At 71.2% G+C, this 22,227-nt stretch carries 17 protein-coding genes and 2 pseudogenes; 8 read left to right on the top strand and 11 right to left on the bottom strand.

Translation table 11 applies throughout. From position 1 onward, the window contains the following. Positions 1 to 668: 668 nt before the first annotated feature. The 3 genes and pseudogenes from AC4OXY_RS02795 to AC4OXY_RS02785 form a co-directional block, all read right to left on the bottom strand. Positions 669 to 1,364 carry a chaplin gene (locus AC4OXY_RS02795; RefSeq protein ID WP_402066278.1) on the bottom strand — a complete coding sequence of 232 codons (696 nt, stop codon included), beginning with the start codon at positions 1,362 to 1,364 and terminating at the stop codon, positions 669 to 671. Positions 1,365 to 2,891: 1,527 nt separating this feature from the next. Then, positions 2,892 to 3,134: pseudogene (locus AC4OXY_RS02790) on the bottom strand (fasciclin domain-containing protein); the annotation flags it as partial. A gap of 437 nt (positions 3,135 to 3,571) precedes the next feature. Then, the gene (locus tag AC4OXY_RS02785; protein WP_356039098.1) at positions 3,572 to 3,790 is read right to left on the bottom strand and encodes a hypothetical protein; all 219 of its coding nucleotides are present in this window, start codon (positions 3,788 to 3,790) and stop codon (positions 3,572 to 3,574) included. A 104-nt stretch (positions 3,791 to 3,894) separates the two neighbouring features. Between AC4OXY_RS02785 and AC4OXY_RS02780 the strand changes: the two genes are divergently transcribed. Next, positions 3,895 to 6,087 (top strand): trehalose-6-phosphate synthase, encoded by a 2,193-nt coding sequence (locus AC4OXY_RS02780; protein ID WP_491993047.1) that lies wholly within the window; start codon positions 3,895 to 3,897, stop codon positions 6,085 to 6,087. A 716-nt stretch (positions 6,088 to 6,803) separates the two neighbouring features. Here AC4OXY_RS02780 and AC4OXY_RS02775 read toward each other — a convergent pair. Together AC4OXY_RS02775 and AC4OXY_RS02770 are read right to left on the bottom strand one after the other, a co-directional pair. Continuing rightward, on the bottom strand, positions 6,804 to 7,568 hold the full coding sequence (locus AC4OXY_RS02775) for an SDR family oxidoreductase (RefSeq protein ID WP_491993046.1): 765 nt from the start codon (positions 7,566 to 7,568) through the stop codon (positions 6,804 to 6,806). Positions 7,569 to 8,685: 1,117 nt separating this feature from the next. Further along, positions 8,686 to 8,883, bottom strand: a complete 198-nt coding sequence (locus AC4OXY_RS02770; RefSeq protein WP_376289806.1) for a hypothetical protein — start codon at positions 8,881 to 8,883, stop codon at positions 8,686 to 8,688. A 205-nt stretch (positions 8,884 to 9,088) separates the two neighbouring features. Between AC4OXY_RS02770 and AC4OXY_RS02765 the strand changes: the two genes are divergently transcribed. After that, positions 9,089 to 9,334 carry a cytochrome P450 gene (locus AC4OXY_RS02765; RefSeq protein ID WP_376289804.1) on the top strand — a complete coding sequence of 82 codons (246 nt, stop codon included), beginning with the start codon at positions 9,089 to 9,091 and terminating at the stop codon, positions 9,332 to 9,334. A gap of 616 nt (positions 9,335 to 9,950) precedes the next feature. Here AC4OXY_RS02765 and AC4OXY_RS02760 read toward each other — a convergent pair. Then, positions 9,951 to 10,634, bottom strand: coding sequence for a hypothetical protein (locus AC4OXY_RS02760; RefSeq protein ID WP_491993045.1), 684 nt, complete (start codon positions 10,632 to 10,634; stop codon positions 9,951 to 9,953). 468 nt (positions 10,635 to 11,102) lie between these two features. Here AC4OXY_RS02760 and AC4OXY_RS02755 point away from each other — a divergent pair, with 468 nt between their 5' ends. Continuing rightward, positions 11,103 to 11,255: a hypothetical protein gene (locus AC4OXY_RS02755; RefSeq protein ID WP_376289800.1), complete on the top strand. Its 153-nt coding sequence runs from the start codon at positions 11,103 to 11,105 to the stop codon at positions 11,253 to 11,255. Positions 11,256 to 12,071: 816 nt separating this feature from the next. Here AC4OXY_RS02755 and AC4OXY_RS02750 read toward each other — a convergent pair. Next, on the bottom strand, positions 12,072 to 12,740 hold the full coding sequence (locus AC4OXY_RS02750; protein WP_356039111.1) for a TetR/AcrR family transcriptional regulator: 669 nt from the start codon (positions 12,738 to 12,740) through the stop codon (positions 12,072 to 12,074). Positions 12,741 to 12,830: 90 nt separating this feature from the next. Between AC4OXY_RS02750 and AC4OXY_RS02745 the strand changes: the two genes are divergently transcribed. Next, a complete protein-coding gene (locus AC4OXY_RS02745) occupies positions 12,831 to 13,244 on the top strand; it encodes a DUF4345 domain-containing protein (protein WP_402066293.1) in 414 nt (137 codons plus the stop codon). 195 nt (positions 13,245 to 13,439) lie between these two features. Here AC4OXY_RS02745 and AC4OXY_RS02740 read toward each other — a convergent pair whose 3' ends face one another. Then, positions 13,440 to 13,814, bottom strand: a complete 375-nt coding sequence (locus AC4OXY_RS02740; RefSeq protein ID WP_356039116.1) for a winged helix-turn-helix transcriptional regulator — start codon at positions 13,812 to 13,814, stop codon at positions 13,440 to 13,442. 92 nt (positions 13,815 to 13,906) lie between these two features. Here AC4OXY_RS02740 and AC4OXY_RS02735 point away from each other — a divergent pair, with 92 nt between their 5' ends. Both AC4OXY_RS02735 and AC4OXY_RS02730 read left to right on the top strand, forming a co-directional pair. Further along, positions 13,907 to 14,746 carry an SDR family oxidoreductase gene (locus tag AC4OXY_RS02735; RefSeq protein WP_491993044.1) on the top strand — a complete coding sequence of 280 codons (840 nt, stop codon included), beginning with the start codon at positions 13,907 to 13,909 and terminating at the stop codon, positions 14,744 to 14,746. A 693-nt stretch (positions 14,747 to 15,439) separates the two neighbouring features. Then, positions 15,440 to 16,267: an SDR family NAD(P)-dependent oxidoreductase gene (locus AC4OXY_RS02730; RefSeq protein WP_491993043.1), complete on the top strand. Its 828-nt coding sequence runs from the start codon at positions 15,440 to 15,442 to the stop codon at positions 16,265 to 16,267. 657 nt (positions 16,268 to 16,924) lie between these two features. Here AC4OXY_RS02730 and AC4OXY_RS02725 read toward each other — a convergent pair. Next, complete coding sequence (locus tag AC4OXY_RS02725; protein ID WP_491993042.1) at positions 16,925 to 17,557, bottom strand: hypothetical protein; 633 nt, start codon at positions 17,555 to 17,557, stop codon at positions 16,925 to 16,927. A 1,002-nt stretch (positions 17,558 to 18,559) separates the two neighbouring features. Here AC4OXY_RS02725 and AC4OXY_RS02720 point away from each other — a divergent pair. Both AC4OXY_RS02720 and AC4OXY_RS02715 read left to right on the top strand, forming a co-directional pair. Further along, a complete protein-coding gene (locus AC4OXY_RS02720) occupies positions 18,560 to 19,942 on the top strand; it encodes an MFS transporter (RefSeq protein WP_491993041.1) in 1,383 nt (460 codons plus the stop codon). Between the two features lie 532 nt (positions 19,943 to 20,474). Continuing rightward, positions 20,475 to 21,677 (top strand): serine hydrolase domain-containing protein, encoded by a 1,203-nt coding sequence (locus tag AC4OXY_RS02715; protein WP_376289788.1) that lies wholly within the window; start codon positions 20,475 to 20,477, stop codon positions 21,675 to 21,677. 5 nt (positions 21,678 to 21,682) lie between these two features. Here AC4OXY_RS02715 and AC4OXY_RS02710 read toward each other — a convergent pair. Together AC4OXY_RS02710 and AC4OXY_RS02705 are read right to left on the bottom strand one after the other, a co-directional pair. Continuing rightward, positions 21,683 to 21,877, bottom strand: a pseudogene (locus AC4OXY_RS02710) (hypothetical protein); the annotation flags it as partial. Continuing rightward, positions 21,834 to 22,187 carry an antibiotic biosynthesis monooxygenase family protein gene (locus tag AC4OXY_RS02705; protein ID WP_356039048.1) on the bottom strand — a complete coding sequence of 118 codons (354 nt, stop codon included), beginning with the start codon at positions 22,185 to 22,187 and terminating at the stop codon, positions 21,834 to 21,836. The gene AC4OXY_RS02705 and the pseudogene AC4OXY_RS02710, both read right to left, overlap by 44 nt. Positions 22,188 to 22,227: the final 40 nt, after the last annotated feature.

Raw genomic sequence — 22,227 nt, 5'->3', positions numbered from 1 at the left:
ACGTCCACGGGTGCCGTACTACTTGTCACTCCACCGCAGCAGTCTTGGGTGGAAAGGGCAGGAAGGGTGGGTCGGTACAGGTGCCCGGGCGGGCCGCCTTTGGGCTGGTTACGCCGTCGCGCCGGACCCCGTGACGGTAGTTGCCGTACGGAAGGGCACCGCCGGGTGAGGGGCAGCCCGTAAGGCTGCTGGACGGTCGTGGGCGCTGCGCCGTGTACGGGTCCTGCGGCCCGGCTCGGCCCGGTCGGAGACGGCGTCGGTCGGTGCCGGGAAGCGCGCGTTGCCTTGGTGCGACCGCGCGAGACACGGGGTCGTTCATGCCGGGTGGCGCCGTGGTCCGAACCAGACCATGCCCGGCTGCTCGATGTAGGCGTCCGGAGGTGGGTGTCTGTGGTCCGGTGTCCGAGGGGGAACGCGGCGGGAGTGGCGGGCGCGGTGCGGGCAGGGGCCGGCCTGCTGGTGGGTGTCGGGGTGGTGCTGGCGGGTCCCGTTCAGTTCCGGGCCGCCGGGTGCCGGGCCGCCGGGTGCCGGACTGCCGGGTTGCCGCGTCGTCGGGCGAGGGATGTCGGCCTGGCCGGTGCCGTGTGTGCGGCTGCCGGCCAGGCCGGATCCTTGGTGGGGGTATGCCGGGTGATGGGGTGCAGGTGGCCTGCGCGCTGCTGTTCTTCTCAGCGTGTGGTCGGTGGGCGGAAGCGGCGGTAGAGCGTTCCTCCGCCGATCAGGGCTGTGATGCTTGCGGCGGCGGCTGTCCAGATACCGTCAGCGCCGGTCTGAGCGAGGGAATCCTCTGTCTGCTTCTGCGTGATCGTGTGGGGCGTGAGATGCGCCGTGTGCGGTTCGTGGGGCACCGCCGGGGTGGGCGGCACCGGCCGGGCGGGCGGTGTGGTGCGGGCGGGCGGCTCGGGTGTGGTGCGGGTCGGTTCGCTTGGCTGACTGCTGGGGGAGTTCGCGGATGTGTTGCCGAAGACGGGATTGGCGATGCCGGCCACGTCGACCGTGTTGCCGCTCACGTTGAGGGGTAGCTGGACCGGCAGTTGGAGGCCGTTGCCGGAGAGGACGCCCGGCGAGTCCTGTGTGCGGCCGGAGGCGGTGGCCCGGCTCGGTGTCCCGGTGCGGGTGCTGTGTTCCTGGTTGGTGCAGCTGTTGCCTGCGGCGGGGTTGAGGAAGCCGACGACGTCGATGGTGTTGCCGCAGATGTTCACCGGGACGTGTACGGGCAGCTGGATCGTGTTGCCGGAGATCAGTCCGGGGGAGTCGTTTGTGGAGCCGTCTGCCGTGGAGTCTGCGTGTGCCGGTCCCGCGACAGCCATCGCGCCCGAGGCGACGGCGAGGGCGATCGCACCGTTGCGGGTGACCCGTTTCATGAGATTCTGCCTTTCGGAGGTGATTGCGGGTACATGCCCGCGCGGTGTGAAACGTTTGTGAAACTCCATGGGTTATGGCTTGTCGCCTGTTATCGGCTGAATGGGTGGACATTCGTGGTGCCGTGCGGAGCTGGGCCGCGGAGGGTGTGTCAGGTGCCCGTCGGCGGACGGTGCCGGGGCGCGTGGCCTGAGCGGTGGCGTGTTCCATGCCGTGCGCTGTGGCCGGTTGTTCGTCGCCGGTGTTTCCGTGGTCAGCAGCTCTCGCGGCAGGTGACGTCGGGGATGAGGATCTTTCGTTGCTCGTGGGCCAGGCCGTCCAGTTGTTGACGGCAGGTCCCGCGTCTAGGCGGCCGGGTTGGTCTGTGCATGGCGCGGGTTGTGGTGGGCAGTCGCTTTGCCGGGGCCGAGGCCGTCGGGGCCCGGCTTGGGGGTGTGTGGCCGAGAGTCCTGGCGGCGGGGATGCGGCCGCGGCCGGGAGCGGGTGGGCCGTCACGACCTTGACGTGTGGTTGGAGTGACGTACGTCCCGTCGTGGCGTGGGAAGGCAAGGGAGCGTGCCGGGCTGTGCGCCGTGACCGGGATGCATGTCGGCGCCGTACACGGTGGTGGCCGTGTACGACGGAGGCATCTTCTGGACGTCGTACGGGCCGGCGCGGTTGCCCTGCGGCTCGCCGCGCTTCGGCGTGTGGAGGTTCTTCCCGGCCGTACGCCGGTCCCGGTGGGGCGGGTGTCCGGATTCCCGTCGGCGACAACAGCTGCTGGTCGCGCGGAAGGAGGGGTGCGGTGGGTTGCTGCCCGCGTGCCGCAGCAGTGTCTTGTTCAGGGCGTGGGCGTTGCGGGTCCCTGGCGCGAATGTCCATCGCCGGCTTCTCCGGTGGTCGCCGGGAAGGTGCCCTTCGGGCTGGGGAAGGGGCAGGCTTGGGCGGGCGGCTATGACCGTGCGGGTGGGATGCGTGGGTGTCCGGGGAGGCGGTGCGGCCGTCGTGGTGCTCATGGTCGCCGTCGTGCCGTCGGCGGCAGGCGTGCGTTCTGTACCCTCGCGGCGGTCAGGTCAGGTCAGGTGCGAACCGACCTGCCGATTTGTCGAGGTGTCTACCTGCCGGTGTCCGCGTCCCGGTCCGGGTGCCGGTGTGTGTCTTGCCCGCGGCGGCGAGGACGCGGCCGTCGCGGGCGGGCCGCAGGCCGCAGGCGGGGCGCGGGCGGGACGCGGGCAGTTCGGTGCTGGCCGGCTTGCCGGGCTGGTGGCGTACGGCGAGGAGCGCCGAACCCGCCTGGGCGTGTTGTCGGGGCGGGCTGTCGTGACGGGGGGCGCCGGGCGGGCTGCCGGGCCGTGAGCCGGTGCCCGTCCGGCGATTGTGCAGGGTGCGCGGCCCGCGCGCAGACGGTCCGGTCGCGCTGCTGTGCGGTCATCCCGGCACCCACGCATGCCGCCTGACGGGTCTTTCCGGAGCCCAGGGCGGGGACACTGTGGTCCGGGAACCGGACTGTGCCTGGGCCTCGGGCCGTCGGTCCGGAACGCTGCGGTGTGTCAGGACGGCGGCCGCAGTACGGAGTCGATGACGTATACCGTGGCGTTCGCGACCTTGATGTTGCCGCAGACGATGTGTGCCGTGCCGTTGACCTTGAAGTCGGTACCCGATCCCGACGTGGTCAGTTTGCCGCCTTCCAGAGTCGTGAAGGACCCCTTGGGAAGGTCGTTCGGAGTGATTAGTTTGTCCACGACGTGGTAGGTCAGTACCTTCTTCAGTCGGCCCTGATCGGCCAGTAGCGAGGTTGCGGAAGGCGGCGATCAGGGCGTTTTCCTTTGTACTGCGGAGATCCGAGGGGAGTCCTTGCGGGCTGGGGGCGCGGTTCCTGGGCCGCGGGTGGCCGCGATGAACTCGGCAGCCCGCCAGCCCACTTCACGTCCCGGCGGCACGCATGTGCGGCCCGGTACCGCGCCGGCCGCTGGCCGCACGCTGGCTTTCAGCGGCCCGCGCAGTTCCTGGTCCCGTCGGCTTCGTGGCCGTCGCGCGTCTGTCCCTTCCCGGGCCGGGCACGTTCATCCCGGGCCGTGCCCTTGCCGTGCGCGCGCCTGGGGCGATCGGGGCGACGGGGCGGGCGAGGCGGAAGCCGTTGGCGCGGACTGCGAGGCGGTGGGTGTGCGCGGCCGGGTGGCGATGGGCCGCGAGTTTCGGCCGGGCCGTCGGGACGCCTTCGGCTTGGTGGTCACCAGGCCGGGTCGTGGGTGATCGGGTCGATGATGCGGGCTCCGTCGTCGGGGTGCAGCGGCGACGGGTTTGCGCTGTCGTGCTGGATCGCCCGGATCGCCCGTCCGAGCCGGGCGCTGCGTGGGTCATCGCTGTGCAACAGGTGGGTGACCAGGCCTGACGGTACGTCGTGTGCGGCGGACACCAGCTCCTCGCATGCGGGGTCGGCGTCGTGCATAGCGCCTCCGGGTCTCCTGTGCGGGCTGGCTGGAACGCCCCGATCCTGAGAATATCACTATATGTCGTGATTTCATCACAATGGGTTGTGTTGGAGGAGGAGTGGTGGTCAACGCCGTGTGCACACCCCGTCGCCGGGTCGCTCGTCCCGCCGCTCCGGATCCGTCCGCCGACACCGCGCGGGTGCTGGTCACCGACCTCGACGGCACGCTCCTGGCGGGGGACAGCCGCGCACGTCGAAGGCTTCGCCATCTGCTCGACCTGCACCCGTGCATCACCGTGGTCTTCGCCACCGGCCGCTCGGTGCACTCCGTACGCGAGATGGTGGCCGACGACCCGCTGGTGCCCGTGCCGCGCTGGATCATCGCCGATGTCGGGGCCAGCGTGGTCGACGCCGCCGACGGCAGCCGTGCCGAGACCCTCCAGGAGCGGCTGCGCGCCGGATGGCCCGGCACGGACCGGGTGCGCTCAGCCCTGGAGGGCTTCCCAGGCCTGGCCTATCAGGACGCGGTCGCGCAGGAGGGACGGTGTTCCTTCTACCTGCCGCCCGAGCACCTGACCTCGGGCTTGAAAGCGGCGGTGGCCGCACTCGGCTGCTCGTGGACGTACTCCGGCGGCCGCTATTTCGACGTCCTGCCCGTGAACGCGGGCAAAGGGGCGGCCGTACAGGAACTCGCCCGCATGCGGCACTGGCCGCTGAGTTCCCTGCTCGTGGCGGGCGACTCCCTGAACGACCTGTCACTGTTCGACCTGGGCGCCCACGGCGTGGTCGTGGGCAACGCCGAACCCGGCCTGGCCGCTCGCGTGCCCCTGTGCGCACGGGTGCACCGCCCGGCACTGGACGGTGCGGCGGCGATCCTGTCGGCCCTCGAAGACCTCGGCTGGATCAGCAGGCCCTCGCGCGTAGTAGTCGGTTACCACCGCCCGCCCCTGCGTTGGTCGCAGCGCGGATGGCAGGCTCCCGTCAGCCCCAACGGGATCCTGCCCACGCTCACCTCCGCCCTGGATCCGCGTTCCTGCGACGAAGACGTCGTATGGGCGGCCGCACTCGTCACCGACCAGGGCACCGCCCCCGCGCCCGCCCCTGCCTCCGCTCTCGCCCCCGCCCAGGTCCCCACTTTCACGCGCTGTTCCTGTCCGACGCCTCCCACCGCGCTCCGTCTGGCGTTGCTGCCCGTGGCATCCGATACCTGGGCGGGCTACTTCCACGGCGCCTGCAAGGAGACCCTGTGGCCGGCTCTGGTGTCCGCACCCCACCTGATCCGCCACGACACGCGCCACTGGGCCGACTTCGAAGAGGTCAACTCCGCCTTCAGCGACCACATCGACGCCCATGCCGCCCCCGGGGCGACCGTCTGGCTGCACGACTACAACCTCTGGCTCGTCCCCGGCCTGCTCAAAGAACGCCGCCCCGACGTGACCATCGGCATCTTCCATCACACGCCCTTTCCCGCACCGGACACCTTCCGCCGGCTCCCCGTGGCCTGTCAGCTGCGCACCTCACTCACGCATCTGGACTGGGCCGGCTTCCACACCACCGCCGACGCCGACAACTTCCGGCGGCTCCTTGCCGGCACCGCCCGCCCGCCACGCACCGCGGTGCATCCGCTGGGTATCGACCACCAAGCGGTACAGACCCGCGTCGGCTCGCGCGCCGCGGCGCGGCGATCCCGGGGCGACGGGCAACTGGTGCTCTCCGTCGAACGCCTCGACTACGCCAAGGCACCGGTGCACAAGATCCGTGCCCTGGCAGCCCTGTTCGAGAGGGCGCCGCAGTTCCGGGGCCGGGTGCGTTTCCGGCTCATCTGCCCGCCCCCCGAACCGGGCATCCGCGCCTACGAAGCCACCCGGACGCGGCTGGAGCAGGCGATCGCCGACCTCAACTCCCGCTGGGGCACCGATGTCTGGCAACCCGTCGACTATGTGCCCCGGACACTGCCCTTCGGGCACATCGTGGACAACTACCTTGCGGCGGACGTCTTCTGGGTGACCTCACTGGCCGACGGGATGAACCTCACGGCACAGGAGTACGTCGCCTGCCGCGCGGCGGCGGGACGCAGCGGCGTCCTCGTACTGTCCCGGCACGCGGGCCTGGCCGCCCACCTGGGCGGGGCTGCGCTCCTCACCGATCCCGGCACGCCCGACGACCTGGTCGCCACCCTCCACCAGGCCCTGACCATGACCCCCCGGGAGCGACGCCTGCACACCGCCCGCCTCGCGGCCCGACTCACCGCCCCGGCCCCGGACGACTGGGCCCGCGCGATCCTGAAGGAGCTCTCCTCCGCCGCAGGGCACTGACCGCTTCCTCACCGAGATGCGCGCCGCGGACACGACGAACGACCCGCCGTGGCCGTGCCGGGCGGGGCTTCTTCCCGGCGTCGGCCGGACAGACACCGCTCCTGCCGTACTGTCCGTTGACGTCGCCCTGTCCGTACCGCCCGCCTCGCCCGCCCCGCCCGACGTCGTCGGCACTTGTCGGGCCACTGCGGGGGCGGCGCGCTCGATCCCGGCCTCACGCCCGGCCGGCCCCGCACCGGGCAGGCACGGCACCGGCCCGGCTGCCCTCCTCCCTCATGTGATCTGAGTTCTTGATGCCGACCTGCGGCGTCCTGCCCGTCGTCGTCCCGCTCTTCGGCGTCCGTCGCCTCCATGTCCCCATGCCCCGGCGGGCGCGGTCTCTTCAGCGCCCCCGCCGTTTACGACCGCCCACGTGCGCCTTGCTTCTTGCGCTGCGGGCCGTCTGCAGCCTGCCCGGGATGCGGACGCCAGCTGTGCGCCGCGACCGGGTGTTCGCCGGCCGTGTGGCCGCCGGTGGTGCGGCGGTCCGGCTCGCGAGGCGACCGCCGTGGAGTACGGTGCCGTCGGCGGCGGCTCGTGGTGTCGCGGGAGCTGCCGAAGGCGGTGCGGGCGGGGCTCTGCCGGCCGGGTCGGGCGGGATGAGGACCGGGCGGCATGACGGGCGGGTGGCGTTCCTGGAGGTGCTGTGGGGGAGGGCAGCAGCCGGGAAGGGCAGGTCACCGTGTGGTGTAGCCGCCGTTGACGAACAGGGTCTGGCCGTTGGCCCACCAGCCGTCGGTGAGCAGATGGCGTACCCACGGGACGATGTCCTCGATCTTGGTGAGGTCGCCGTTCATGGCCGAGGACTTGTGGTAGGCGATGGAGTCGTCGTCCTCGGCCGGGTAGAAGAACGAGGTGTCCATCGGCCCGGGAGCGAGGGTGTTGACCGAGATGTTCCGGCCGAACAGTTCCTTCGACAGGGCGCGGGTGAAGTGCTCAACCGGGGCTTTGCTGCCGGCGTAGCAGGAGTACAGGCCGGTGTAGGCGGCCAGCAGTGAGGTGACGACCGTGATGATCTTCCCGCCGTCCTCGATCCTGCGGGCCGCCTCACGCATCACGAAGAACGCCGCTTTGGAGTTGACGGCGAACATCCGGTCGTACTCCTCCTCGGTGATCTGCGTGAGGGGCTTCTTCAGCACCATCCCGGCGGTGTTGATGCTGTAGTCGAGCCTGCCGAACCGGTTGATGACATCGTCGAAGACCCGCTCGACCTCGGCAGGCTTCGTGAGGTCGGCTTGTACGGCGAACGCCTCTCCGGGGCCGGTGTTGATCTGCGCGACGATGTCCTCGGCCTTGGTTCGGGAGGAGTCGCTGTTGTAGTGGACGGCCACCTTCGAGCCTTCGGCGCCCAGGGTGGTGCTGACCAGCCCGCCGAGGTTACGGGACGCACCGCCGACGAAGGCGGCCTTGCCGCTGAGCGTCCTGTCCGGGGCGTTGACCATGACAGCCTCCTTGATCAGGCGTGGGAAAGAACTCGCCGGCCGGACCGCCAGCCAGGGGCCGTCGGCCGCGGGCCGGGACGCGCCGGTATCAAGGAATCACCTTCCGGATATCGCGGCATCTCGGATGATCCGATCGGCTCTGCGCTCGCGGCGTGTCCGGCAAGGGGGAGAGGGAGTCGTGGCGATGGGGGGGGGGCTCACCGCAGGAACCGACGGCGTCAGGACCAGCCTGTGCCAGGGCCCGTCTGTGTCAGGACCTGTCGGCGGTGGGCGCCGTCTGCCGCACGGGTGGCCGACTGCGGATCGTGGCGGGCCCGGCCGCTGCCCGCAGTCGTCTCCTGACGTCCCTGCGCCGGTACGCCCGCGACGCGTACGTCGCGCAGACGGTCACCGGCCCGAGCCGCACCGCCGAGCCGACTGCACCGGGCCGGTGCCCGTACGCATCCCCAAGTCCTGTGGCTCTGGGCCGTCCCGGAGCGGGCGTACTGCCGGCGGGCCCCGGTGCCCGGCCCAGGACGAACCTGTGCGTGCACGGCCCGACGAACTCATGCACACCACGCGGTGTCACGAACGGCGCGAGCGGACGCTGTGCAGGACCGCGCCGCGCGGGGCCTGCGGACGAAGTACCGGCAGTGCAGGCCCAGTTCACGGGAACGCGCCTTCGCCGACGCCGCGCCCGGCCCGGCCACGACTCGTCGGTCCGCCCGCACACACGGTCCGCCCCGGCCATGACGGGGAGGTCCCGGTCGGCGGGCCGGGGTGAGGCCTGCCCGCATGGCGGACACCGTCGCCACGCGGAACGGCCGCGCCCCGCCGACCAGTTCCCCTCGACGCCGCGCCGGCGCCGTTCGGGAAGAACGCCTTCTCGCGGTGCGTCGAGGAGGGCACCCCGATCATCGGTTCCGTGAGGCGTCGACCGCGCCGTTGTCCGCAGCGGTACCGGTCCTCACGGCTGGCGGTGCCGAGGCCGGTCGTGCTCCCGCTCCGCCCGCGCGTGGGCCGAGCACCCGGTCACCGATCAGAAGGAGGCGTGGTGAGGCGTGGTGGCCACACCCGGTCCTGAGCCCCGGCCGGACGGCGGACCCGGCGCGATCGCGGCGGCGGACGGCCTGCACATCTAGCAGCTGCGGTTGCACGCCGAGTACGGGCCCGTCGTGCGCTTCCAGCTTCCCGGCGCCGACGCCGCGGTGTCGATCGCTGCCCGGTCCTGCTGCAGGCGACGGCCCACCTCGATCAGCGGCCGGAGCGTCTGTTTTCCGTCCTCGATCCACCGTTCGAGGACGGCAACCCGTACGTTCTCCCAGCCGACGAACATGCCCTGTGGAGAAGGGTGCTGCGACGGCGGCTGCGTGGCCCTGCAGAAGAATGTGAGTACGCCCTGGGCGCGGGCACCTGGACCTGGACGGCGTCGTCACCGACGTCGAGGAGGTGCTCACCGACTACCTCGGACGGCTGTACCAGGTGCCGCTTTCGGGCACCCCGGAGGAACGCGCCGAGCGGACCGGCATGCCCTCGCCCGCATGCGCGCCACGGTCGACCAGGTCGTCGTGGCCCACCGTGTGAACGGCCGTACGCGGCGCAGCGACCTGATCGGCGCACTGATCGAGACCGGTCAGCGGCCTGCCCGGATCCGCAACACCGTCCTGGCCATCCTGGCCGTGCTGCTCGCGGCCCACCACACGACCGCCGCGGCCGTGGCCCGGACTCTGCACCTGCTCGGCCGCCACCCCGAGGCGGCCGAACGGTGCCCGACTACGCGGACCTGAGACGGCTGACGTACGGGGAAATGGTCCTCAAATAGTCGCTGCGTCTGTATCCGCCGGGCCCGTACGGAGCGCGCGAGACCGCCGGTGCGCTCACGCTCGGCGGCCACCGGATCTCGGCCGGACCGTGTTCTTCTATCCGTTCTGGGCGTTCCACCCCGACCCCGTAGTGGCCCGAGGCCGAACTGGTCCTGGCCGTGCTGCTCAAGCGCTTCCGCTTCCGCGCCGTCTCGGGACACGAGGTGACATCGGTCGAAGACTTCGTGCTGTGGGCGGCCGACGACATCCGCATGTTCGCCAGTGCGCGGAGCCTGGCCGGGCACATGGCCGGTCAACCGCAGCGGGCGCTCTTGACCTCGCCGGCCCGCGTCAGCGGTTCGTCCGGCGCGGCCGTGGCCGCCCGTACGGCACCATTCCCTGACGGGTGTCCGGCGTGGAAGTCCTCAGTTGGACCGGATGGTGAGGGAAGGGACGCGGGCCCGGGCACCAGGCGTGTGATGCCTGGTGCCCAGGTCCGGCGGTGTGTGTACGACGTGTGGGTTGTCGGACAATGGTGGGGATCGGGGCCCCGGCTCGATTACGGCGGGCCGGGGCCCCGTGGTGTGCTCGCGGACCGGGATCAGTCGTCGTCCCCGCCGCCACCCCAGCCGCCGCCCCAACCGCCATCGCGGTCGCAGTTCACGCGGAAGCTGGCCACGACGCCGTCCTTGACGTGGACGCCCTCGGTGTGACCCGGGTTCACGCCGTAGCTGTCGCTGTGGGCGCCGACGGTGGCGATGGGAGCGCCGTTGTCGCAGACCGCCCCGCGGAAGACCTCCACGCGCTTGTGGCTGTCGTTGCGGACGTTGATGGTCCTGGCGCCCAGGCCGCTGACCACGGTGATGCACGCACCGGAGTGGGCGGAGTAGGACCGTTCGTTGATCAGGATCCTGCCGCCCTCCCTGTGACCGCGGCCCCGGCCTTCTTCACCGCGGCCCCGGCCTTCTTCACCGCGGCCCCGGTCACCCCGGCCCTCGTCACCCCGGCCCTCGTCACCGCGGCCTTCGTCGCCGCGGCCTCCGTTGCCCTTGTTCTGTCCGGAGCCGCCGTCGAGGGAGGCTTCGGGTGCGGCGGCCGGAGCTGCAGCAGCTGGAACAGCGGCTGGGGCGGCAACCGGTGCAGGAGCCGGTGCGGCAGCGGCCCGGGCCGGCTGCGGCACCGAGGTGGGGGCGGAGGCAGCAGAGGCGTAGGTGATGCCGGTCGCGGCGAGTGCCGCGGCGGCCGAGACACTGGCGACCACCATGGTGGAACGAGCGAGCTTCATGTCGCTTCTCCTGTTCTGGATATCTCGGAGATGCCGGCTCGTCAGCCGACTGCGATCAAACGTACTCACAGCGGTCATATCAGTCATATTGGAGGACTAGGTCAGGGAGCCGATCGGGGTACACGCGACCCCCGCCCGCCGCCCGGCTGGGATGCGAAATGACCGGGAAAACGGGTGGATTGAATGACTATTAGGCTGTCTGGATGATCCACTGATGTCCGCTCATCCACTTCCGGCGGCGTGTCGCTGCGAAAGTCGTGAGCTGATTCGTGTTACGGCTGAGCCGAAGCCTGCTCGTCGCACGGTCGGGCAGGGGATCGCGGGGCGGCGGTGGGTCGGCCGTCTCCGGGGCCGGTCGGTCGTGCGCGGCGGCGTGCCGGTGCCGTCTGCGGCGTGCGGATCCCCGCACCGTACAAGCGGATGCACGGTGTACGGGCGGGATGCGCGGCGACGTCCGCCAGGACGGCCATGAGCGCACCGGCAGCCTGCGCGACCGAGTGGCGGGGGAGCGGCGCCCGGCCGAACGACTTCTCGGCCGACGCCTTCACCAGCGCCGTCCGCGACACGGTGATCCGGACCCCGCGCGATGGGCCCGACCGCCCTTCTGCGCCCAGGAGTTGAGCGTCCCCCAGCCGGGCTGTCCGTGATGTGCGAGCGCACAGCCTGCGCTGGCGCACGGACACCCGGGCCCGGCGCCTCGCCCTGCATCGGCGCGTCGGCCCGCCGGGCGCGCGCGGTTCGTGGCCGTCGTCGGGCTGCCGCTGCCGGGGGCGTCGTGTACATCTGGCACGGCAGGGCACGGTGTGGCGTGGGGGCGCGGGTGCGGGTGCTGTCGTGGGCGGCCGCCCGCGGCCAGGTCCCGGCTGGGAAGGTCGGCCGTGTGCGCGCGTTCCGGTGTGCCCGGGCTCGGGCGAGTCAAGGGCGGCGAGCGCCGTCGCCTTGCCGAAACGGCAGCATTCGGGCGGCCGGTCCGTCCGCCGGGTGGTGTCCGGGAGGACAGGCTCCCATGTCGTGCGGCGTGGCCATCCGGGTCATGGCTGCGGTGCGGCCGATGCGTCGGCGCTGCCCGCACACTTGTGCCGTGCCGACGCGAGAGGGCGGGGCACGCTTGTCCGCTCGGAGGTGAACACTCCTGCCCGCACCTCCCGCGCTCGGCTTCTCCGGGGCGGCGGCGGGGAGAAGGTCTACCTGCCCTCTCCGGAGGGCGCGGGCGGCGGCCGGGAGGCGGCGTATGCCCCCGGCCGGCGTATGCCCCTCGGGCTGGCGGATGTCCCTCGGACCGGTGGATGCCCCTCGGGCTGGGGATGCGGGAGCGTGTATCGAGGCGTGTTTCCCGCCAGAGTGGCGCGGGCCGTGATGCACCTGGCGTGGGGCCTGGCCGTCTCCGGTCGGCGAGATCCCCGGCTGGACGTTCGAGCCCGGGGCGCCGACGGTGTGTCAGGCTCCCTGGGCATCCCGGTGCGGCAGCCCCGGGGTCGGGGCTCCTGCGCCGGGCTCCTGCCGCGGCCAGTCGGGAGCGGGGTCCTGTGCGAGCAGCGGCCGCAGGGCACCGAGCACCGCGCCGACACAGACGTCGCGCAACTGGGTGCGGGTGCAGGTCTCGTGGGTGAGCCAGTCGACACAGAGCACCCGGACGAAGACCAGCCAGCTCTTCAGGACGCCGGACACGGCCTCGCGGGCGCTCTCGTCCGCGAGGGGCAGTACGGCCAGCAGCCGTGCACGGAGCGCGTCCAGCTCGTTCGTCATGATCGTCTGGATCACCGGGTCACCCGCGAGGACCCGGTTCGCGGCGAGGACGGCGTTGCGGTTCGCCACGAAGTACTCAAGATGGAGGTCCATGCCCTGGACGAGCTGTTCCGTCAGGGAGTCGGCGGGGTCGAATCGCGTCCCGGCGAGCAGCTGGTCAGCGGCCTGTTGGTAGACGGCCGCGAACAGGGCGTGCTTGCTGGGGAAGTGACGGTAGAGCAGGGCCCGGGAGACACCTGCCTCTTCGGCGACTTCCTCCATCAGTACGTCGGCGTACGGGTGCGCGGCGAAGAGCCGTGCGCCGACGGCGAGGAGCTGGGCGCGGCGGTCGGCGGGGGCGAGTCGCTGGCGAGGAGGCACGAGCGAAGCCTAGTTGACATGCGTCTACTGGTGCCCCCAGTGTAGTAGACGCATGTCAACTAAGCTTCGCTGCGACGGCTTGGAGGGACGATGGAGAGGGCTCTGCGCGTACTCACCACGCTGATGGGCTGGTCCTGCGTGGCGATCGGCCTGTTCCACGTTGCGCTCGGCAACGCGGCGATCCCCGGCGCCGGTTCCGCCGGCACGACGGTGGACAGCTGGGGCCGGTTCATGGGGGCCAGCTTCGTCGGCTACGGGCTGGCCTGGCTCTGGGCTGCGCGCCAGCGTCCGATCCCGGCCCGGGAGGTGCGGTGGCTGGCCGGAGTGTTCCTGCTGGGAGGCGTGGGCCGGCTGCTCTCGCTCGCCGTGCACGGCTGGCCGCAGTGGTTCCAGATCGTTCTGACGGTGATCGAGCTCGCCCTTCCGCCGGTATTCCTCTGGCTGGCCGGTGCGCAGGAGCGGGCCTCGCGCAGGGACGTGCAGGCCGTGTCCGCCGACCGGTGAAGCGCGCGTGAGCCCGTCCGGCTCAAGGGCCGGAAAGCGAACCCGACCATACGTATGACACAAGGCTGCCTGGCAGATACCCGACAGCCTCGCCGGTTACTGCCGACGCATCAACGCAGGTCATTGGGGCACTAGGTCACTGGGGTGCTTGGCCACGCTGGATTGGATTCGCCTTCTGGGCCAGCCAATACCGCACTATGCCGGGCGGTGCGGCGGCGGTAGCCGCTGTGTGATCCGGTTGAACATGTCGGTCAGCGGCTCGCTGACGTCCTGACCGAACTCGGACAGCCCGTAGGTGACCTGGGGCGGTGTCGTCGGCTCTACCTCTCGCCGGACCAGTCCGTCCTGGACCAGTGCCCGCAGGGTCTGGGCGAGCATCTTCTCGCTGATGCCCTGGATGCTGTCGCGCAGCTCGTAGAACCGAAGGTCGTTGCTCCGCAAGGCGATCAGCACCCAGACGCCCCACTTGCTGGTCACGTGGTCGACCAGGTCACGCGCGGGGCAGTCGGTGTGAAACACCTCATACCGATTGCCCGACTCAGCCTGCGTCAGCTGCGCGCCTTCCGTCATGTACGGAGCTTACCTCTGGGTATGTTCTTACGAAAAGTAAGTCTTCCTCCTAGCGTCAATTACCGCAGTTCACAACGGACTAGGAGCTGAACATGATCGTGGTGACCGGGGCTACCGGGAATGTAGGCCGGCCTCTGACGCAGGCCCTGGCCGAGGCGGGCGAGCAGGTGACGGCGGTGTCGCGGCACGCGGTGGCGATGCCGGACGGAGTCCGGCACGTGACGGCCGACCTGGCCGAGCTGACAAGCCTCACACCCGCGTTGGACGGGGCGAAGGCGCTGTTCCTCCTGCTGTCCGGCGACCTGCACGCCCCTGAAGCCAAGCCGGCCGACATCATCGGCCTGGCCGCGGCCAGCGGGGTCCGCCGGGTCGTCCTGCTGTCTTCGCAGGGCGTGGCGACCAGGCCGCTCGGTCCGTCGCGGGTCGCGATGCGCGCGGTGGAGGACGCGCTGCGGGAGTCCGGCCTGGACTGGGCCGTCCTGCGACCGGGCGGTTTCGCCTCGAACGCCTTGGCCTGGGCGGAGTCCGTCCGCAAGCAAGGGACGGTCGCCGCGCCCTTCGGCGACGTAGGAGTGCCGGTCATCGACCCGGCGGACATCGCCGAGGTCGCGGCGGCCTGCCTGCTGGACGACCGGCACATCGGCGGGGTGTACGAGCTGACCGGCCCGGAGGTAATCACGCCGCGTCAGCAGGCGGAGGCGATCGCCGCCGAGCTCGGCTCGCGTGTACGGTTCCACGAACTCACCCGCGACGAGGCCAAGGCCACGATGACCCGGTTCGTGCCGGCGGAACTTGCCGACGACACCCTGGACATCATCTCCGCCCCGAACCCGGCCGAACTGCGCATCAGCCCGGACGTGGAACGAGTCCTCGGCCGGGCCCCGCGCCCCTTCAACGGCTGGGTCGCCCGCAACATCGCCGTTTTCCGCTGAGGCACAACTCAACCGGGGCGCCCACCTCCCTAGTGGCGCCGTCGTCGGCGCGCGAGGTGCTGGGACGCGCAGGCCCTCGGGCCCGGCTCTTCAGAACAGACGGGCCGCAGGCTCGGCCACGCACTGCCGCACACCGTCGACCGCACCGAGGCCACGTCTGAAGCGCGCACGGCTGCGCGCCTGACGACCACGGCTGTTGTCCGCCGACTCCGGTCCACCGGTATGCGGCGTCGTCGCGCCCGAGCCGTTCCTGCTGAGCGCAGTCCTGGTGCCCCGAGTCGTTGACGCCTTGCCAGCTACTGCTGAGGCGGCGCCGATCGGGGCGGCCCGCACGCGGCACCCGTACGCCACGCGCGGTCTGTGCCCATCCACGCAGGCGCGGCAACCGGACGGTGATCCCCATCCCGGCGGATCAGCACGATTAACTGCTGCGCAAGGCAGCCGCGACGGCGGGCCGCCGTTTCTCGCCCAGGACCTCGGCGAGCAGCGCAACAACGCCGAGCGATGCCGCGGTGCATCAACCGCCTGAAGCAGTGGCGTGGCATCGTCACCTGATGCGAGAAGCCCGCGACGATCTACCTGGCCGGACTCCGAACCGTAGACATCCTCGGCATCTCGCCGCCAGACGGCGGGGTGTGAGGTGCGCGCCGCCTTCGGCCTGGTCGTGGGCGGGATGACTGGTGAAGGACGATCATGAGTGTGAGGGAACCGGACGGTGGGCCCGCGCAGGCTGCGGATCAGAGCGCTACGGCGGCGGGTGCCACCGGTGGCGGTGCGCCACTGGCGGGATGCGCGGCGCTGGTGACGGGCGCGTCCAGCGGCATCGGTGCGGCCACCGCCTTGTCGCTGGCTCGGCAGGGTGCCGCTGTGGCAGTCGTCGCCCGCCGTACGGGGCGGCTGGAGGAACTGGCCGCAGCGATCCGCGATCGGGGCGGCTCGTGCAGCGTTCTCACCGCTGATCTCGGAGACGCGGTGCAGGCGCGTCGGGCCGTCGAGGACGCCGTGGAGTGCTGCGCGCGGCTGGACGTGCTCGTGAACAACGCCGGTTACGTGGCCATGGGCACCATCGAGGAAGGCGACCCCGCAGACTGGGAACGGATGGTCGATCTCAACTTCAAAGCCGTCCTGCACCTGTCACAGGCGGCGATGCCCCACCTGCTCCGCGCGGCGGCGGACGGCCCGCGCGGGATCGCCGATCTCGTGAACGTCAGCTCGGTCGGTGGCCGGGTGGTGCGCAGGAACAACGGCATCTATTCGGCGACGAAGCATGCGGTGGGCGCGTTCAGCGAGGCCCTGCGTCAGGAGGTGACGGCAAGGGGCGTCAGAGTGGGGCTGATCGAGCCGGGGCTGACGGCGACGGAGATGGCGACCGGCCCCGGATCAGCCGCCGCCCGTGGCATGCCGCAGAAGGCTTGGCTGCATGCCGACGACATCGCCCGTGCCATCACCTTCATGGTCACCCAGCCTCCGCATGTCGCGATCAACGAAATCATGGTGCGCCCTACGGCCCAGGAACACTGACCGTCAGCGCGGGAGATCCAGCGGGAGACCCACGCGAGCGAGCCCAAGCACGGCCCTGTGACCAGCTACCTCCCAGGTCACACGACGGGACCGTCCCAGCGGGCACCGGGGGGAGCGCACTTGGGGCGGGTACGCGCGCCTGTACGTCCAAAGGGTGCTACGGAAGGCCGTGATCCGGGTATTTCCCTTGTACCGCCGTCAGCAGCCGCCGGTCGCGGGGTGCGGGCGGAGCCGAACGAGGGGCGGATCGTGCCGTCCCCCAGCGCGGAGGCGGCAGCGACCGGGGTGAACAGCGGGTTCTCCATGAGCACCGCGAGCCGCGCGTGCACGACCGCCGCCCCCGACCGGTCCAGGACGTGCTCGCACAGCTGGCGCAGCCGGTGCAGTCGCTGTTGCCGAGACTCGGCAGTGCTGGTGAGACTCCGGCTCATCTCCGCACCGGCACTCCCCGCGCCCGCAGTTGGGTTGAGGTTCAGGGGGATGCCGAGGGCGAGCAAGTTCCCTGGGGGAATGGGTGGGCCCGAGCACCAGGGTGTGATGCCTGGTGTCCGGGCCCGTTGGTGCGCGTGTGGCGCGTGGGTTGTCGGACAGCGGTGGGGGTGGGGTTTCCCGGCTCGATTGCGGCGGGCCGGGGCCCCGTGTGCTGTCGTCTTGCGGTCAGTCGTCCCAGCCGCCCTCGCCGCCGCGGTCTCCGCCACGGTCGCCGCCGCGGTCCCCGCCCCGGCCGCCCTCGTCCCAGCCGCCTTCGTGGTCGCAGACCACGCGGAAGCTGGCCACGACGCCGTCCTTGACGTGGATGCCCTTGGTGTGGAGGTCGTCGACGCCGAAGCTGGTGCTGTGGGCGCCGACGGTGGCGATGGGGGCGCCGTTGTCGCAGACGGCCCCGCGGAAGACCTCCACGCGCTTGTGGCTGTCGTTGCGGACGTTGAGGGTCTTGGCGCCCAGGCCGCTGACGACGGTGATGCAGTCGCCGGGGTGGGCGGAGTAGGACCGCTCGTTGATGAGGATGCGGCCCTCTTCGTGGCGCCGGCCCTCCTCGCGGCGGCCGCCGCCGCCTTCGTTGCCCTTGCCCTCGTTGCCCTTGCCTTCGTTGTTGTTGCTGTTGTTGCTGTTGTTGTTCTTGCCCTGTCCGGAGTCGCCGCTGAAGGGTGCCTGCGGGGCGGCGACGGCCGCGGGGGCTGCCTGGGGGGCCGGGGCGGAGGCCGCCGAGGCGTAGGTGATGCCGGTGACGGCGAGTGCCGCGGCGGCTCCGGCTGTGGCGGTCACCATGGTGGAACGAGCGAGCTTCATGTCGCTTCTCCTGTCTGTTATCTCCGAGATGTCGGCTCGTCAGCCGACTGCGATCAAACGTACTCATGGCTGTCGTATCGGTCATTTCGGAATGTCGATGGGAGGGGGCCGATCGGGGTACATGCGGCCGCTTCCGCCGCTCGGCCGGGATGTGAAGTGACCGGAGAAAAAGGCGGATTGAATGATTATTGATCCATTCGGATGATCTGCTGACGCCCGCTCACCGAATGCCGACCGCGTGTCGCTGCGGAATGCGTGAGCTGGTCCGTGCTAAAGGATCGGCTGCGCCGCAGCCTGCATCCCCTGCAACCCGGCAGTACAGCGGGTTCCCGGGGCCGCTTACGAGTGCCGTGGCGCCGGGCCGTCAGGAGATATTCGCTGCCCTGGAGCAAGCCGTGGAGGCCGGGTGCGGGGCCCGGTCGGGAGGGACGTCCGCGTATGCGCGCTCCGGAATGCGGCAGCCGGGCGGGGCGTAGGGGGTGCATGGGGCGAACGCCGTCGCCTTGCCGAACGGCCGCATACGGTCGGTCGGTTCATCCGGTGCAGTGGTGTTCGAGAAGGTCACCTCCTCTCGGGCGCGGGCGCGGGCGCGGGCGCGGGCGGCGGCAAGGTCCTGGTCGACGCTCGTCGAACGCCTTGCCGCGGGCGGCGCTCTGGAGGACGGTCCCGCGGCGGGCGGCCGCCGAAGGGGCTGCCCGCCGTGCATTCCTGCGCGATGCCTTCTTTGGGCAGGTCCCCGGCGCCAGGCGCGGCTGCCGTGCGTCCGCGTGGCTGAGCGGCTGCACGTGTTCCCTGTCCACTGGCTGTGCTTGCCTCCTGTGCGGGCGGTGATGTCGCCGTCGTCCGCTCGTCCGTTGGTGAGGCGTAGTGAGGCGCGGTGAGGTGTACGAACGGTCGAGGATATGAGGTGTATATCCCTTACGGTGACGACCGGCGTCATATGTCCGTACGCGGGAGGGGGAGACCGTGGCCTTCGTGGAGCCGGGTGGCGGTCGTGGACCCTTGTCCCGTCATGTGTCGGGCCTCCGGTCCGAGGGGCCTTCCAGGGCGCCGCTTGTGGCTGTGTGCGCCGGGTATTTCATGGTCATCCTGGATGTGACGGTCATCAACGTCGCCGTGCCGGTGATCGGGCGGGATCTGGGCACCTCGCTGACCGGCATTCAGTGGATCACCGATGGTTACACCCTGGTATTCGCCGGATTCCTGCTGACCGGTGGCGGGCTGGGCGACCGGCTCGGCAGCCGGCGGGTCTTCTGCTGGGGCACGGCCGTGTTCACCGTGTCCTCGGCCGCGTGCGCCCTTGCCGCCGATGCCGCTGTCCTGGTCGCTGCCCGGCTGCTGGAGGGGTTCGGCGCGGCGCTGATCGTGCCCGGTTCCCTGGCCCTGCTCCAGCAGGCCTATCCGGAGCCGGTGGAACGCTCGCGGGCCTTCGGACTCTGGGGTTCGATGGCGGGCGTCGCAGCGTCGGCCGGGCCGCTGCTGGGCGGTCTGCTCGTGTCCACGGTGGGGTGGCGTTGGGTGTTTCTCATCAACCTTCCGGTCGGTGCAGCGTGCCTGGTGCTGACCCTGCGCCACGTGGCGCGTTCGCCTCGGCAGCCGGCCCGGCCCGTGGACTGGCCGGCCCAGGCGGCGGTCGTGGCGGCGGTGGCGCTGCTGACCGCGGCGCTCAACGAGTCCGGTCGGCGCGGCTGGACGGATCCAGCGGTCCTGGCCGGGCTGGGCTCGGCAGGGGTGGCCGGTGCGGCCTTCGTGGTGCGTGAGCGACTGGCCCGCTCGCCCGTTCTGCCCCTTCGCCTGCTGCGCTCCCGGGAGATGAGCGGCGGCGCCGTCATCGGCCTGCTGTTCAACTTCGGCTTTTACGGCATGGTGTTCACCGCGAGCCTGGAGTTCCAGCACCAGCGCGGCTTCTCCGCCCTGCGCACGGGGCTGGCGTTGTTCCCGGCGGTGGCCATGACCATGTTCGCGTCCATCCTGTCCGGGAGGTTGTCCCGCCGTACCGGTGATCGTCCCTTGGTCGTCGCCGGGATGCTCCTGGCCGCGCTGGGGCTCACGGGCTGGGCCGCTGCGGGTGCCGATCCCGCCTACCCGCTGCTTGTGGCACCCATGATGGCCGCGGGATTCGGCACCTCGTTCGCGCTCACCGGCTCCACCACGACGGTGATGGGCGCGGCGCCTGCGTCGTACTCAGGCGCCGCCTCCGCCCTGTTCAACACGGCCCGCCAGATCGGCAGCGCCACCGGTGTGGCGCTCGGGGGCAGTCTGCTCGCCGCGGCCGCCCACTACACCAGCGGGCTGCGCACCAGCATGACCGTCGGCGCGCTCGCCTACCTGGCCGCGGCGGTCCTGGCGTGGCGGTGCGTGCCGACGGGGCCCCGAGGGAGATAGCAGCGGTCCTGCGCGGCGCTGGTCTTCAAGAGGGGGCGGACCGGGGCGCGACGAGATCAGGTGAGAAGCGCAGTGCCTGCTGGCACAAGTTCCCGCCGTGTGGACACACTCCACGGCACGGACGTCGGCGGCGGTCGCCATCGGGTCGAGCGCCCGCCCCCCCGGCGGTACCCGGGCTCGCCGTGGGCCTGCCTGGCCGGCGGCCACACATCCGGCCCCGGCGGCCCGGCTCCATCCGAGCCGCGTGCGCCACGTCCGAGGGCTCGACATCTTCCGAGCTGGTCCGGCGCCGGAACCTGACGATGCCGAGCAGTATGTACGCCATCTCGATGAACGTGTACGCCAGCTCCATGGACCGGCCGCCGACGCGGACACGTCCGCTCGCCCGCCGTCCTCGGCCGACCGCGGGCGGACGACGACCTGGGGGCAGCCCCACCTGGCGCCCGGGTGTCAGCTCCATCGATTGCACGAGGGGAGGGGCGTTGACTGGCACTGATCAGCAGAGAGTCGGGCCGAGCACAGAGGTGACAGCGTGGCGGGGAAACGTACGGCGGTCGTGGCGTGCCTGGCGGCACTGATGGCGTGCGGGGCGGGCGAGGCGCCCACGGGAACGCACCCGGCACCCGGCGGCTACTCGGCGGGAGACCTGAGGCGGGATCTGGCGGCGGTGCGGGCCGCCGCCGGCGGTGATGTGAACGTGGTGGCACGGGTGGACGGGCCGGGTGGCGCCGTGCTGCGGGCACGGTACGGGAGCGCGGGCGTGGGCTCGAACGCGCCCGTCCCGTGGGACCCGGAGTTCCGGGTGGCAAGCACCACCAAGACGTTCACGGCGGTGGTGGTGCTCCAACTGGCCGCGCAGGGGCGGCTGTCACTGGACGACACCGTGGAACGGTGGCTGCCCGGGGTGGTGCGCGGACACGGCAACGACGGCTCGCGGATCACCGTACGCGACCTGCTCCAGCACACCAGCGGGATCTACGACTACATCACCGATCCCGGCGTACAGGACAAGCTGGTGAACCATTTCGACGAGAACCGGTACGACGCCACCCCGCCGTCCCAGCTCGTTGCGATCGCGATGCGACACGCCCCGCTGTTCACCCCGCCGCCTCACGGTTCGCCGCGGCGGTGGGCGTACTCGAACACCAACTATCTGCTGGCAGCGATGATCGCCGAAAAGGCGGGCGGTGCGGACTGGCGGGAGCTGGTCGAGCACCGGATCATCGCCCCGCTCGGCCTGCGGCACACCTACATCCCCGGCGAGAACCCGTATCTGATCGGCCCGCACGAGCGGGTGACCATCGACGGGCCCGGGGGCGAGCCGGTGGACCTCACCGAGGAGAGCTATCAGCACACGGCGGACTCCGCGGTGGTGAGCACCCCGGCCGACCTCGACACGTTCTTCCGTGCCCTGGTCACCGGGCGACTCCTGCCCGCCACGCAGTGGGCGCTGATGCGGCAGACGGTCCCCTACGACGACCTGCCGGTACCTCCCGCGGGCAAGCAGGGCGGATACGGTCTCGGGCTGCGGGTCGTGCCGCTGACCTGCGGCGGCGTCTTCTACATGCACGAGGGCGACGGCCTGGGCGTGTACGGCCGGCCGGCGGTCGGCGCGGACGGCCGACGGGCGGTGACCGTGTCGGTGACGTCCACCACCGCGCTCGTCGACGAGGACCGATTGAACAAGGCGGTGCAGACCCTCACCGACCACGCGCTGTGCGCGGCCCGGAGCTGAAGCGGTTCGGCCATCTTCACCACCGGCATGTCCTGGGCGGACAGCAGCACCATCTCGGCCCGCCGCCAGGTCACCACCGAGCCGGCGCCCCTGCGGATGATCCGCAGCAGGCGCTTGCCCTCGTCGTCTTCGGTCTGCCGTCGGGCTCTGCGGGGCCTACGGTCGTGTGAACCCGTGGCTCCGCTCCACCTTCGCCACATGCAGCGTGTAGCTCTGGTACCACTCGGCTTGCCCGCGCTTCTGTGCCGCACGGTGCTCGGCGTTGTTCCGCCACTCCGTGAGGGCGTCGGCGTCGCGGAAGTACCCGACGGTGATGCCGAGTCCGCCAGGAGTCTGCGCGTGGTCCATCCCCAGGAACCCAGGGACGTCCTTCACCAGGTCTTCCATGCGTGCGTTGGTCTCGCTGTAGCCGCTCTGGTCCTGGGTTCGCACCGTAGTGAAGACAGCCACGTAGTAAGGGGGTTCATAGGCTTCGACGGGGGAGACAGGCGCTTCCGGGTGATCGCTCATGGCGCCACCGTAAGGCGGGATGCGCCCGACGCTCCATAGT

It is taken from the genome of Streptomyces sp. HUAS MG56, from assembly GCF_058673395.1.
Note: the sequence above shows the minus strand (reverse complement) of the source record. Positions and strands in the feature narration are given on the sequence as shown.